General features: G+C 71.3%; 11 protein-coding genes and 1 pseudogene. 4 read left to right on the top strand and 8 right to left on the bottom strand.

Features of this window, described 5'->3' with window-relative positions; genetic code table 11:
• Window positions 1-101: 101 nt before the first annotated feature.
• The 5 genes from J8M50_RS40150 to J8M50_RS40130 are packed head-to-tail and all read right to left on the bottom strand — an operon-like array spanning window position 102 to window position 5,316.
• Window positions 102-947: a glycosyltransferase family 2 protein gene (locus tag J8M50_RS40150; RefSeq protein ID WP_040837461.1), complete on the bottom strand. Its 846-nt coding sequence runs from the start codon at window positions 945-947 to the stop codon at window positions 102-104.
• 44 nt (window positions 948-991) lie between these two features.
• Window positions 992-1,771 (bottom strand): CDP-alcohol phosphatidyltransferase family protein, encoded by a 780-nt coding sequence (locus tag J8M50_RS40145; RefSeq protein ID WP_075660927.1) that lies wholly within the window; start codon window positions 1,769-1,771, stop codon window positions 992-994.
• Entirely contained in the window at window positions 1,749-2,810 is a 1,062-nt protein-coding gene (locus tag J8M50_RS40140; RefSeq protein WP_010356606.1) for an iron-containing alcohol dehydrogenase family protein, read from the bottom strand. Before J8M50_RS40140 ends, J8M50_RS40145 begins: the two co-directional genes overlap by 23 nt.
• Window positions 2,798-3,535, bottom strand: a complete 738-nt coding sequence (locus J8M50_RS40135; RefSeq protein WP_010356604.1) for a phosphocholine cytidylyltransferase family protein — start codon at window positions 3,533-3,535, stop codon at window positions 2,798-2,800. The genes J8M50_RS40140 and J8M50_RS40135 overlap by 13 nt, the downstream gene beginning before the upstream one ends.
• Window positions 3,532-5,316: a DUF5941 domain-containing protein gene (locus tag J8M50_RS40130; RefSeq protein ID WP_010356603.1), complete on the bottom strand. Its 1,785-nt coding sequence runs from the start codon at window positions 5,314-5,316 to the stop codon at window positions 3,532-3,534. The genes J8M50_RS40135 and J8M50_RS40130 overlap by 4 nt, the downstream gene beginning before the upstream one ends.
• A gap of 413 nt (window positions 5,317-5,729) precedes the next feature.
• Between J8M50_RS40130 and J8M50_RS40125 the strand changes: the two genes are divergently transcribed.
• Entirely contained in the window at window positions 5,730-6,671 is a 942-nt protein-coding gene (locus J8M50_RS40125; RefSeq protein WP_029184240.1) for a cation diffusion facilitator family transporter, read from the top strand.
• A gap of 271 nt (window positions 6,672-6,942) precedes the next feature.
• Window positions 6,943-7,536: an isopentenyl-diphosphate Delta-isomerase gene (gene idi / locus J8M50_RS40120; RefSeq protein ID WP_010356600.1), complete on the top strand. Its 594-nt coding sequence runs from the start codon at window positions 6,943-6,945 to the stop codon at window positions 7,534-7,536.
• A 45-nt stretch (window positions 7,537-7,581) separates the two neighbouring features.
• Here the strand turns inward: idi and J8M50_RS40115 are convergent, their stop codons facing one another.
• Entirely contained in the window at window positions 7,582-8,085 is a 504-nt protein-coding gene (locus J8M50_RS40115) for an ATP-binding protein (protein WP_050987323.1), read from the bottom strand.
• 219 nt (window positions 8,086-8,304) lie between these two features.
• On the opposite strand from J8M50_RS40115, the gene J8M50_RS40110 reads away from it, so the two are divergent.
• Window positions 8,305-9,048, top strand: a complete 744-nt coding sequence (locus tag J8M50_RS40110; RefSeq protein ID WP_010356597.1) for an enoyl-CoA hydratase/isomerase family protein — start codon at window positions 8,305-8,307, stop codon at window positions 9,046-9,048.
• Here J8M50_RS40110 and J8M50_RS40105 read toward each other — a convergent pair.
• Together J8M50_RS40105 and J8M50_RS40100 are read right to left on the bottom strand one after the other, a co-directional pair.
• The gene (locus tag J8M50_RS40105; RefSeq protein ID WP_010356595.1) at window positions 9,032-9,676 is read right to left on the bottom strand and encodes a DJ-1/PfpI family protein; all 645 of its coding nucleotides are present in this window, start codon (window positions 9,674-9,676) and stop codon (window positions 9,032-9,034) included. The genes J8M50_RS40110 and J8M50_RS40105 overlap by 17 nt on opposite strands.
• A gap of 261 nt (window positions 9,677-9,937) precedes the next feature.
• Window positions 9,938-10,828: pseudogene (locus J8M50_RS40100) on the bottom strand (GlxA family transcriptional regulator); the annotation flags it as partial.
• A gap of 160 nt (window positions 10,829-10,988) precedes the next feature.
• On the opposite strand from J8M50_RS40100, the gene J8M50_RS40095 reads away from it, so the two are divergent.
• Window positions 10,989-13,340, top strand: coding sequence for a Tex family protein (locus J8M50_RS40095; RefSeq protein WP_100216843.1), 2,352 nt, complete (start codon window positions 10,989-10,991; stop codon window positions 13,338-13,340).
• The last annotated feature ends 81 nt before the right edge of the window (window positions 13,341-13,421 follow it).

Below are 13,421 nucleotides of genomic sequence, written 5' to 3'. Positions count from 1 at the left end.
GCGGGCCTGGCACGAGGCGGGGGCCGTCTCGCGGCCGGGGGTGACCTGGTAGGCCCTGTCGCCGGATTCCCGTTGCCGACCGGGCCTGAGGGACGAGCTTTTCAGATGATCGGCGGACGGCCCAGTCGGGTCAGCCGCCACACCGTACGCCACCGCATCGGCCTGCGTGGGCCGCAGTCGGTTCTCCAGCCTTCCCGGAAACCTCCGAACCACGCCTTCAGCGCGGATATGGAGGGCCGGCGGACCAGGGTCAGCGCCAGCCACACCCCGAGGTAGACCGGGACCAGGACGGCGGGCAGGTTACGGCGGGCCAGCCACACGCGGTTGCGGGCCACCATCCGGTGGTAGACCGCGTGCCGCGAGGGCGCCGTCGTCGGGTGGAACAGCACCATGTCGGACCGGTAGTCGATCCCCCACCCCGCGTCCAGCGCCCGCCAGGCGAGGTCGGTCTCCTCGTGGGCGTAGAAGAACGCGTCCGGCAACCCGCCGACCTCGGCGAACACCTGGGTGCGTACGGCGTTGGCGCCGCCGAGGAACGTCGTGACCCGCGAGGAGCGCATCGGGTCGGAGGCCCGCAGCCTCGGCACGTGCCGGCGCTGCGTCACCCCCGTCTCGGGGTCGGCGATGCGGAAGCTGACGATCCCGAGCCGCGCGTCCTCGGCGAACGCCCTGCGGCACAGCTCGGCGGTGTCGTGCTCCGGCAGCAGGCCGTCGTCGTCGAGGAACAGCAGTATGTCGACGTCCCGCCCGCTCGGCCCGAACGCCTCGATGCCGACGTTGCGCCCGCCCGGGATGCCGAGGTTCTCCGGCAGCTCGACCGTGCGCACGCCCTCGGGTACGTCGGGGACGGGCGAGCCGTTGCCGACCACGACCACCTCGACCGGGTCGCCGTCCTGCTTGGCGACCGAGTCGAGCAGCGCCCGCAGTTCCTCGGGGCGGTTGCCCATCGTGATGACGACGGCGCCGACCTTCGGGCCGGCCTCGACGGTGGTCACTTCAGCCTGCTGGAGACCAGCACCGACACCAGGTGCAGCAGCGTCTGGAGCAGCGCGATACCGGCGAGGACGGCGGTGCCGAGGCGGGTCCAGAACAGGTCGCCGTGGTAGTGGTCGGCGACCGCGAGGACCAGGATCAGCAAGGACGCCTCGATGCCGAGGATCAGCCGGTGGAACTTGAGCGCGGCGGCGGCCTTGCGGGCGAACGCCATCCCGGAGGAGCGCGGCTCGGACGCCGACTCCTTCACCGGCGCCATCCCGTTCTGGTGCCGGGCCACCCCGACCAGGTCCGTCTCGGCCTTGATCAGGATCGCGCCGAGCGCGGCGAGCGTCCCGAGGAACGCCCACAGCCAGTCGATACGGCCGCTCCCGAACACGTCGGCGGCGCGCAGGCCGAGGCCGACGAGGACGGCCGCGTCGGTCAGGTAGGCGCCGACGCGGTCCAGGTAGACCCCGGCCAGCGAGTACTGCTTGCGCCAGCGCGCGATCTCGCCGTCCACGCAGTCCAGCAGGAGGTACAGCTGCACCGCGACGACACCGAGGACCGCGCCCCAGATGCCGGGCACCAGGAGGGCGGGTGCGGCCAGGACGCCGCAGACCGTCATCAGGTACGTCAACTGGTTCGGTGTGACGCGGGTGTTGACCAGGTAGCGGTCGATCCTGAGGGACACCTCGCGCATGTAGAGGCGGCCCATCCAGTGCTCGCCGCTGCGGCGGTCCTTGACCCCGGCGGGGTGGACTACCGGCCGGAGTTCAGCTACCGATGGCCTTGACATAGTCGGCGTAGACGTCCTTGATCTGGTCGGTCTTGAGGTCGAGGTGTTCGAGGATCGTGTAGCGGCCCGGCCGGGTCTGCGGGGCGAACTCGACGGCCTGGACGAACTCGTCCACGCTGAAGCCGATCTCCTCCGGCAGCACCGGCAGCCCGTGGCGGCGCAGGACCTCCACCATGTACGCGGACTCCTCGTGCGCGCCCCGCAGGTACATGGCGAACGCGGCACCGAGTCCGCACTGCTCGCCGTGTGCCGCGGCACGCTTGGGGAACAGCAGGTCGAAGGCGTGGTTGATCTCGTGGCAGGCGCCGGAGGAGGGCCGCGAGTCGCCGGAGACGGACATCGCGATCCCGGTGAGGACCAGCGCCTCGGCGAGGACCTGGAGGAACCCGTCGTCGCCGACGCCCCCGGGGTGGCGCAGCACCGCTTCGCCGGCCTGGCGGGCCATGGCGGCGGCGAGGCCGTCGATCTTCTCGCCGTTGACCCGGTTGGACAGCTCCCAGTCCGCGACGGCCGAGATGTTGGAGATCGCGTCCCCGATCCCGGACCGCACGAAGCGGACGGGGGCCTCACGGACGAGGTCGAGGTCGATGACGACCGCGATCGGGTTCGGTACGCCGTACGAGCCGCGCCCCGCGTCGTTGTCGAGGGTCGCGACCGGCGAACACAGGCCGTCGTGCGCGAGGTTGGTGGCGACGGCGACCAGCGGCAGCCCGACGCGCGCGGCGGCGAACTTCGCGCAGTCGATGATCTTCCCGCCGCCGAGCCCCACGACCGCGTCGTAGTGGCCGGCCTTTATGTCGTTGGCGAGGCTGATCGCGTCGTCGAGGGTGCCGCCCCCGACCTCGTACCAGCTCGCGCCCGGCAGGCTCGGCTGGAGCCGCTCCCGCAGGCGCGCTCCCGAACCCGGGCTGACGGCGACCGCCAGCTTTCCCGAGTGCGAGATGCGCTCGTCGGCGAGCACCGACGCCAGGTCGTCGAGGGCACCCGCGCGGATGTCCACGACGACCGGCGACGGGATCAGCCGGGTCAGTACTGGCATGCGATCTCCCGCCCCTTGGCCAGGTCGTCGTGGTTGTCGATCTCGACCCACTTGACGTCGCCGATGGGCGCCACGTCGATCTGGAAGCCGCGGTTGACCAGCTCCTGGTAGCCGTGCTCGTAGAACTGCTGGGGGTCGGTCTCCCACACGGTCTTGAGCGCGTCGGCGAGGTCGTCGGTCGCCTCGCCCTCGATGAGGGTGACCCCGATGTACTCGCCGGTCGCCTCGGCCGGGTCCATCAGCTTGGTGATCTTGCTGACGCCCTTCTCGGGGTCGGCGACGACCTTCATCTCCTCGTCCGCCAGGGACTTGACGGTGTCCAGCGCGAGGATGATCCGCTTGCCCTCGCCGCGCGCGGCGAGCAGCGTCCGCTCGACGGAGACCGGGTGCACGGTGTCGCCGTTGGCGAGGATCACCCCGTCCTTGAGGGCGTCACGGCCGCACCACAGGGAGTAGGCGTTGTTCCACTCCTCGGCCTTGTCGTTGTCGATGAGGGTGAGCTTCAGGCCGTACTTGGCCTCCAGCTCCGCCTGTCGCTCGTACACGGCCTCCTTGCGGTACCCGACGATGATCGCGACCTCGGTGAGGCCGATCTCGGCGAAGTTGCCGAGGGTCAGGTCGAGGACGGTCGTCTCGCCGTCCACCGGCACCAGTGCCTTGGGCAGGGTGTCGGTGTAGGGGCGCAGTCTCCGGCCGGCGCCGGCCGCCAGCACGAGGCCGATCATGCGAGTTCTCCTTCGTCGTGTACGGCAGGGGCGCCGGCCTTGTGTGCGGCGACCCAGAAGCGGATGCTCTCGACGAGCACCAGCAGGGCGACGGCCACGGCGAGCGCCGTGAGCGCGAGCGTGAACGGCTTCCCGTCGAGCAGGGCGGCGAGGACGCAGACGAGCAGCGTCCGTCCTTCCTGCCCCCCGATGGCGCGCACCAGCCAGGCCGGCGGCGCTCCGGCGCCACCGCGGATGCGGTACACCGTGTCGTAGTGATGGTAGGCGACGGCACCCACCAGCCCGAAAGCCGCCGGAAGCGCTCCGTTCACGTCGGCTTGGGCCGCGAGCAACAGAACGGTGGTGTATTCGGCGGTGCGGAAGAGGGGGACGACCAGCCAGGCGAGGGAGCCGCTCAGGGGGTGGGCGAGCGCCTCGGCGGAGAGCAGGACGTAGACGCCCGCGAGCAGGACCGTCCACCGGTCCGGCTCCCACGCGGCACTCGCGGCCACCACCAGAACCGCGCCCAGGGCGGCGCTGAGGGGGCCGGTGCGCGGGGTCCTGCCCCGCAGGAGGGGGGCCAGCAGGGTCGCGAGCGCGCCGTTGTCCGCCATGTCCGCCAGCGCCTGCGCGGAGCGGTCCGTGTTCGGGGTGCGGCGGCGGACCGAGCGGGCGACGCGGCCGGCCGTGGTGTACGCGGCGGCGAAGGCGCAGCCGATCAGCAGGGCGTAGAAGGTGATGCGGGGGGTGGCGACAGCCGTCAGGACCGCGATCATCGCCCAGCGTTCGCCGATCGGCAGGATGATCATGCGGCGTATCCACACCGACAGGCCGACCTTCTTGACCGGTCCGGTCGCGGGGGGCGCGACGTCGTCCTCGGCCTCGTGGTACGCGAAGTCGACCATGTGGCGGACGCTCTGGAGGACCATCGCGGCGAGCGCCAGGGCCCAGACGTCATCGCCGCCGCGCGCCGCTCCGAGGGCGAGGCCCGCGTAGTACGCGTACTCCTTGGCCCGGTCGAAGGTCGCGTCCAGCCAGGCGCCAAGGGTCGAGTACTTGAGTGCGTAGCGGGCGAGCTGGCCGTCCGTGCAGTCCAGGACGAACGACACGATCAGCAGGAGGCCGGCCGCGACGAACCCTCCGCGCGTGCCGGTCGCCGCGCAGCCCGCCGCGATCAGGGCCGTGAGCAGGGAGGCGGTGGTGACCTGGTTCGGGGTCAGACCGTGGCGCGCACACCAGCGGGCGAGGTGGCGGGAGTATGGGCTGATGAAGAAGGTCGTGAAGAAGCCGTCGCCGGACTTCACGGAGGACTTGAGGCGTACGGCCTCGTCGTCGACGGCGGCGACCGCCTGCCGCGCCTCGTTGCGGGCCTGCGGGTCCTGCGGGACGACGGCCACGAGGCTGCCCAGCGCGGGGCGGTGCGGGGGGGTGCCCTCCGCGTCGAGGGCCTGGACGACACGGTCGGCGACGCTGTCGACGGCTATCGCGGTACGGCCACCCGCCGAGGTCTCCCGCGCGAGGGCCCGCGTCAGGGCGGCGCGGGCGTCGGGGCGGGCGGTGACGGCGCCGGGTACGGCGGACAGCGGGAACCGGGGGTCGGTGAGGGCCAGCCGCAGCGCGTGCACATGCCCCACGAACCGGGCGTCGACCAGCGCGACGCGTCCCTCGCACGGCGACTCGGCTATGGCCCGTTCCGCCTCTTCGGCGCCCTCGACAACCCTGACCTCGAACCCCAGGGACCTCAGATCCGCCTCGACCGACGATCCGGGGACCGGAGTGCCGGTGAGGATGGCGGTCGACAACCGAACTCACTCCCTGAGAGCCGGCGCGTCCCGGCCACGTACGACGAATGTTCCGCGCCCTGCTCCCGGACTCCGGGCGGGCGATATGACGGCAGAGGCTATCGGATACCCGAAGGCTTACGTTCACTGCCCGTTCAACCGTGCTCAAGACCGTCCACACCGGGCTCGGGCGAGATCATCATCGGTGATCAAGGGGGTTCCGGCCAAACCGTGCCGGCAGGGCGGTGACGACCGGTGATCCCTCTGTCACGGGCCCCTGTGTCCACGTACTCGCGAAACCCTCGCCCCGACTCTGACCTGCGGTTCATTTGCGCAGGTCAGAGCACATGACAACGGTGTTCAGTGCCGCGTTGCCGGATACCCCCCACCCGTAGTTCACTGTGATCCGGAACTAGCGCCGGGAGGGTGTTGTCGTGGGTGCTGGACACGATCACGGTCATGGGCACAGTCATGCGCCGCCGAGCGGGACGGCCGCCGCCGCGTACAAGGGGCGGCTGCGGATCGCGCTCGGGATCACGCTGAGCGTAATGGTGGTGGAGATCGTCGGCGGACTCGCCGCGGACTCGCTGGCATTGGTCGCGGACGCGGCCCATATGGCCACCGACGCCGTGGGGCTCGGGATGGCGCTGCTGGCGATCCGGTTCGCGGGGCGGCCGGCGAGTACGCACCGGACGTTCGGGCTCGCCCGCGCGGAGATCCTCGCGGCGCTCGCGAACTGCCTGCTGCTGCTGGGGGTCGGCGGGTACGTGCTGTACGAGGCGGTGCAGCGGTTCTTCACACCCGCGCCGACCGAGGGCGGCCTCATGGTCGTGTTCGGCGCGATCGGCCTGGTCGCGAACATGATCTCGCTCACGCTCCTGATGCGCGGCCAGAAGGAGAGCCTGAACGTGCGCGGCGCGTTCCTGGAGGTCGCCGCCGACGCGCTCGGCTCGGTCGCGGTACTGATCTCGGCCACGGTGATCCTGACGACGGGCTGGCAGACCGCCGACCCGATCGCCTCGCTGGTGATCGGCCTGATGATCGTCCCGAGGACGGTCAAGCTGCTGCGCGAGACGCTGGACGTGCTGCTGGAGTCCGCGCCCAAGGACGTCGACATGACCGAGGTCCGCGACCACATCCTCGCGCTGGACGGCGTCGAGGACGTCCACGATCTGCACGCCTGGACGATCACCTCGGGCCTGCCGGTGCTGTCCGCGCACATCGTCGTCCGCTCCGACGTCCTGGACGCGATCGGCCACGAGAAGCTGCTGCACGATCTCCAGGGCTGTCTGGGGCACCACTTCGACGTCGAGCACTGCACGTTCCAGCTGGAGCCGAGCGGGCACGCGCAGCATGAGGCGCGGCTCTGTCACTGAAGGGCGTGAGGAGCTGAGGGGCTGCGGGGCTGCGGGGCTGCGGGGCTGCGGGGCTGCGGCGGACGTGGTCGGACCATCCGATTTTCGGCCGTGTTTGCGACGTACCACTCGTCCGGGTTGGTTGTCGGCCCGCGCCCCGCAGGGGGCGGTTCCGGGGCTGCCGGGGCGGGCAAGATCACCCATCGGGCCCCGTTCCCGGCACCGCTTCGCGCCGGGAGTGCCGGACGTGTACGGCAGACTGGGGGCGCGAGGACCGATGCTAAGGATGGGTATGCCGATCACACCTGCCACCACGACGCACAGTTCACCGAGCGGCACCGCGGACCCGATCCTGCTGGAACTGGTCGACGAGAACGGCGTCACGATCGGCACGGCCGAGAAGCTGACCGCGCACCAGCCGCCGGGGCAACTGCACCGCGCGTTCTCGGTGTTCCTCTTCGACGAACAGGGCCGTCTCCTGCTCCAGCAGCGCGCGCTCGGCAAGTACCACTCCCCCGGCGTGTGGTCGAACACGTGCTGCGGCCACCCGTACCCCGGTGAGGCCCCGTTCGCGGCGGCGGCCCGGCGCACGCACGAGGAGCTGGGCGTCTCCCCCTCGCTGATGGCCGAGGCGGGCACCGTCCGCTACAACCACCCCGACCCCGAATCGGGCCTGGTGGAGCAGGAGTTCAACCACCTCTTCGTCGGCCTCGTGCAGTCGCCGGTGCGGCCGGACCCGGAGGAGGTCGGCGACACGGTCTTCGTGACGGCCGCGGAACTCGCCGAGCGGCACGCGAAGGACCCGTTCTCCTCCTGGTTCATGACCGTCCTGGACGCCGCGCGCCCGGCGGTACGCGAGCTGACGGGCGACGCGGCGGGCTGGTAGGGACGGACCGGTGGGAGGCGGCCGGCCGCCTCCCGGGTTCCCTGGTCAGCCCCTGCGCAAAGGTTTCAGCGGGAGCGCCGCCCAGATGACCTTGCCGCCCGTCGTCGTGTGTTCCACGTCGCACACGCCGCCCGCCTCCCGGGTGAACTCCCGCACCAGCAGCAGCCCCCGGCCGCCGGTCTCGCTGTGGGGGTTCTCCAGGGCGGTCGGGCGGTAGGGGTGGTTGTCCTCGACGGACACCCGCACCCACTCCGCGCCGACCGCCACCTCCAGCGCGAGCGTCGGCGACAGCAGCGCCGCGTGCTTGACGGCGTTGGTCACCAGCTCCGACACGATCAGCAGGAGCCCGTCGACGATGTCGTCCGCGACCGGCACGCCCTGCCGGTGCAGCAGGTCTCGTACGGCGCGCCGCGCCTGCGGGACGGAGGCGTCCACGGCGGGCGCGGTGAACCGCCACACCCCCTCGTACGGCAGCGGCTCCGGCGCCGCCCCGGTCGTGCTGTCGCCGCCCTCTGGGCGTGGGTCGGGCCCGCGCCCGTGATCGTCCATCGTCCGGTCGCCGCCTCTGTCCTCGATGCCGCTGTACTCGGTTGTCACCACACGTCGAGTGTTGGCAACGGCGCCGTCCACTCCTGTTGACTGGCCGTAAATAGATCGATATTGATCGGATCGCAGGTCCCTAGGGGTGACGGTTTACGGATACGACCGTTTCGTTGATCAGGCGGTTGCCCGAAACGTTCCTCCGGGCGGCGGTTAGCATCCCCTGACATGGAGCCCCGTCTGTCCCACCGGGTGGCCGATTCGGTCGCCACCGTCGTCATCGGCCATCCCGCGCGGCGCAACGCCATGACCCCGGACATGTGGCGGGCCCTGCCGCCGCTGCTCGCGTCCCTCGCGGACGACCCGCGCGTGGGCGCGCTGGTGCTCACCGGGGAGGGCGACACGTTCTGCGCGGGCGCCGACATCTCCAGCCTGCGCGGGTCGACCGCCGAGGCGCGGGAGCTGCCGGTCCTCGCGGAGGAGGCGCTGGCCGCGTTCCCCCGGCCCACCCTGGCCGCCGTACGCGGGCACTGTGTGGGCGGCGGGGCGCAGTTGGCGGCGGCCTGCGATCTGCGGTTCGCGCAGGAGGGGGCGCTGTTCGGGGTGACGCCCGCGAAGCTCGGGCTGGTCTATCCGGCGTCCACCACGCGGCGGCTGGTGTCCCTGGTGGGGCCGGCGACCGCGAAGTGGCTGCTGTTCTCCGGGGAGTTGATCGGTACGGAGCGCGCGCTGCGCACGGGGTTCGTCGACGAGGTGGTGCCTGCCGGTGAACTGGACAAGCGGGTCGGGGAGTTCACGCGGATCCTGGTCTCCCGCTCGCGGCTGACGCAGGCGGCGGCGAAGGAGTTCGCCAACGGGCGCACGGACCGGGACGCGTACTGGGCCGAGGCGGAACGCGGCAGCGGCGACGGCGCCGAGGGGGTCGCCGCGTTCCTGGAGCGCAGGGCGCCGAGGTTCAGCTGGTCCCGTTGAGGACGAAGCGGCTGCGGGCGCGCAGGGACTCGACGATCTCCGCGGGAGCCTTCTGCGGCGAGCCCGCGCCGTAGGGCGGCTGCGGGTCGTACTCGATGACGAGCTGGACCGTCTGCGCGACGGTGTCACCGGCGATCCGGCCGAGCAGCGCGAGCCCCATGTCGATGCCGGCGGAGACGCCCGCCGCAGTGACGTACTTGCCGTCGAACACGACCCGCTCGCCGGTCGGTTCGGCGCCGAAGGTGCGCAGCGTGTCGAGGCCCAGCCAGTGGGAGGTCGCGCGGCGGCCTTCGAGCAGGCCCGCGGCGCCCAGGAGCAGCGAGCCGGTGCACACGGACGTCGTCCAGGTGCTGGCCCCGTCGGCCTCGCGCAGCCAGTCCAGGAGGCGTTCGTTGTCCATCTGCCGGGTCTGGCCGGGGCCGCCGGGGACCACGACGATGTCGGGGCGGGTGACCTCGTCGAGCGTGCGGTCGGCGGTGAGGGCGAGGTGTCCAGTGTGCGTGCGGACGGGGCCGGTCTGCTCGGCGACGAAGACGATCTCGGCGTCGGGGACGCCCGCCAAGGGCTCGTAGGGGCCTACCGCGTCGAGGGCGGTGAATCCGTCGAACAGGAGGACGGCGATCTGCATGGGTGGGGCCTTCCGGTCGTGGGCGGGTGGCTCAGGTCGTGGTCGGGCGGAAGCGGCGGCGGTATTCCGCCGGGGGTGTGCCGAGGGCTTTGATGAGAGCCTGTGTCGCATCCCCGGTCGGATCAGCGCACGTCGTCTGGTGCGTGCGATCGCAAGGCGCCGGAGCGCCCGCGTGGCGGAGTCACGTGGGCGGTTCGGCAACGCCGCGAGCGTGCGTGCCAGGCGGCGGGCGCCCGGCCGGGGATGTGACACAGGCTCTCAGGCCCGGCGCATGGCTTCGGGGGTGCCGTAGCCGCTCGTGCGGGAGATCTGTTCGATGCCGGCCGTGGTGTCCTCCAGGAGGCGGCGGGCGTGTTCGAGGCGGACGCGGTCCACGTAGCGGCCCGGGGTGGTGCCGGTCTCGGCGCGGAAGGCTCTCGCGAAGTGGCGGGGAGACAGAGCCGCGCGAGCGGCCAGCGAATCGACGTCCAGGTCGGCCGCCGGGTGCTCGGAGATCCAGCGCTGGACCTCCCTCAGGGGTTCACGCCGGGCCATCTGCGCGGTGAGCTGGGCGCTGAACTGGGCCTGGTTTCCCGGGCGGCGCAGGAACACGACGAGGTTGCGGGCCACCGCGAGGGCGATGTCGCGGCCGAGGTCCTCCTCGACGAGGGCGAGCGCGAGGTCGATGCCCGCGGTCACGCCCGCCGAGGTGGAGACGGCGCCGTCACGGACGTAGATGGGCTCGGGGTCGACGTCGACCTCCGGGTGGTCCTCGGCGAGTTTCGCGCAGTACGCCCAGTGCGTCGTCGCCCGCCGCCCGTCGAGGAACCCCGCCTGCGCGAGCCGGATCGCGCCGGTGCACACCGACACCAGGCGCCGTGCGCGCGTGCCGTTGTCCCGCAGCCAGGCGACGAGTTCCGGTGCCTCGCCCCGCGTCCCCTGGCCGCCGGGCACCAGCAGGGTGTCGGGGACGGGTGCGTCGGACAGGGCCGTGTCCGGGACGAGGGTCAAGCCGCTGGTGGTGCGTACGGGGGCGCCGTCCAGGGAAGCCGTGACGATCCGGTAGCTGCCGGGGGCGAGCACGTGCGTGCCCGCGAAGACCTCCGCCGGGCCGCTCACGTCGAGGCTCTGGACGCCGTCGAAGAGGACGACGAGGACGGTGCGCTCTTCCATGCCGCCGATTCTTCGCGGGTGGCGGGGCGGCTGCAATGACGCGCTTCCCACCTTTTCGGCCACGGCCGTCCGGGACGAGTTCGTGCACCAGGTCACCCGCTGTCAGTGGCACCTGCCACAATTGCGACGCAAGCTGACGTTGGAGAAGGCGGTACGGGTCGTGACCGAAGCAGGGTCCATCGAAGGCAGGATCGCCGGGGAACTCGGCGTACGGGAGCGGCAGGTCAGGGCGGCCGTGGAGCTGCTCGACGGCGGCTCCACGGTGCCGTTCATCGCCCGCTACCGCAAGGAAGCGACGGAGATGCTCGACGACGCGCAGCTGCGCACGCTCGAAGAGCGCCTGCGCTACCTGCGCGAGCTGGAGGAACGACGGACGGCGGTCCTGGAGTCGGTCCGCGAACAGGGCAAGCTGACGGGCGAGCTGGAGGCGCGTATCCGGGGCGCCGAGACGAAGGCGCGGCTGGAGGACATCTACCTGCCGTTCAAGCCGAAGCGGCGTACGAAGGCCCAGATCGCGCGCGAGGCCGGGCTCGAACCGCTCGCCGAGGGCCTGCTCGGGGACCCGTCCGTCGACCCGCTGGCCGCCGCGAGCGCCTTCGTGGACGCGGACAAGGGCGTCGCCGATCCGCAGGCCGCGCTGGACGGGGCGCGCGCGATCCTCACCGAGCGGTTCTCGGAGGACGCCGACCTGATCGGCGAGGTCCGGGAGCGGATGTGGACGCGCGGGCGGCTGGCCGCGAAGGTGCGGGCCGGGAAGGAGGAGGCGGGCGCGAAGTTCGCCGACTACTTCGACTTCGCGGAGCCGTTCACGGCGCTGCCCTCGCACCGGATTCTGGCGATGCTGCGGGGGGAGAAGGAGGATGTCCTCGATCTCGTGCTGGAGCCGGAGGAGCCTTCGGCGGACGCTGCGGGTGCGGGTGCCGGTTCGGGTTCTTCGGTTTCGTCGTACGAGCCGATCATCGCTTCGCGGTTCGGGATCGCCGAGCGCGGCCGTCCCGGGGACAAGTGGCTCCTCGACACGGTGCGTTGGGCCTGGCGCACCCGCATCCTCGTCCACCTCGGCATCGACATCCGCCTGCGCCTGCGGACGGCCGCCGAGGACGAGGCGGTCAACGTGTTCGCCGCCAACCTCCGCGACCTGCTGCTCGCCGCCCCCGCGGGCACGCGCGCGACGCTCGGCCTCGACCCCGGTTTCCGTACGGGCGTGAAGGTCGCCGTCGTCGACGCGACCGGCAAGGTCGTCGCCACCGACGTCATCTACCCGCACGTCCCGGCGAACAAGTGGGACGAGGCGATCGCCAAGCTCGCGCGCCTCGCGAAGGAGCACGCGGTCGAGCTGGTCGCGATCGGCAACGGGACCGCGTCCCGCGAGACCGACAAGCTCGCCGGTGAACTCATCACCAAGCACCCCGAGTTGAAGCTCACGAAGGTCATGGTCTCCGAGGCCGGTGCCTCCGTGTACTCGGCGTCCGCGTTCGCCTCTCAGGAGCTGCCCGACATGGACGTGTCGCTGCGCGGCGCCGTCTCCATCGCGCGGCGGCTCCAGGACCCGCTCGCCGAGCTCGTGAAGATCGACCCCAAGTCCATCGGGGTCGGGCAGTACCAGCACGATCTCTCCGAGGTGAAGCTGTCGCGGTCCCTCGACGCGGTCGTGGAGGACTGTGTGAACGGCGTCGGGGTCGACGTCAACACGGCGTCCGCGCCGCTGCTGGCCCGCGTGTCCGGGGTGACCTCCACGCTCGCGGAGAACATCGTCGCCCACCGCGATGCCAACGGGCCGTTCCGGTCCCGTACCGAGCTGAAGAAAGTCGCCCGGCTCGGGCCCAAGGCGTACGAGCAGTGTGCCGGGTTCCTGCGGATCCGGGACGGGGTCGATCCGCTCGACTCGTCCAGCGTGCACCCCGAGGCGTACCCCGTCGTCCGGCGGATGGTGAAGACGTCCGGGCAGGAAGTCGCCTCGCTCGTCGGTAATACGGCTACTCTGCGGTCGCTTCGGGCAAGTGACTTCGTCGATGAGACGTTCGGGCTTCCTACCGTTTCCGACATTCTCAAGGAGCTGGAGAAGCCGGGGCGGGATCCTCGGCCTGCCTTCAAGACGGCGACGTTCAAGGACGGGGTCGAGAAGATCGCCGACTTGTCCTCCGGGATGGTGCTGGAGGGGGTTGTCACGAACGTGGCCGCGTTCGGGGCGTTCGTCGATGTCGGTGTGCATCAGGATGGGCTTGTGCATGTTTCCGCTTTGTCGCGGAATTTCGTCAAGGACCCTCGGGACGTGGTGAAGCCCGGGGATATCGTCAAGGTGAAGGTGCTTGACGTCGACATTCCCCGGAAGAGGATTTCGTTGACTCTGCGGCTTGAGGATGAAGCGGCGAAACCGAGTGCGGGGTCCGGTCCTCGGCGTCAGCCTCAGCAGCGTCAGCGGTCGGCTTCTGCGCCCGCGCCGGCCAACAGTGCGATGGCTGATGCCTTGCGGAAGGCTGGGCTGGTAAATCCCAAGAGGGGGAAGCGCTAAAGGTTCGCGGGGGACTGCGGGTCCGATGTGGCTGGTCGCGCAGTTCCCCGCGCCCCTTTGGGGCGTTGCCCTAAAGGGGCT

It is taken from the genome of Streptomyces acidiscabies (assembly GCF_020010905.1).
Taxonomy (GTDB): domain Bacteria; phylum Actinomycetota; class Actinomycetes; order Streptomycetales; family Streptomycetaceae; genus Streptomyces; species Streptomyces acidiscabies.
The sequence above is the reverse complement of the archived record's forward strand: the minus strand, read 5'-3'. Positions and strand labels throughout refer to the sequence as shown.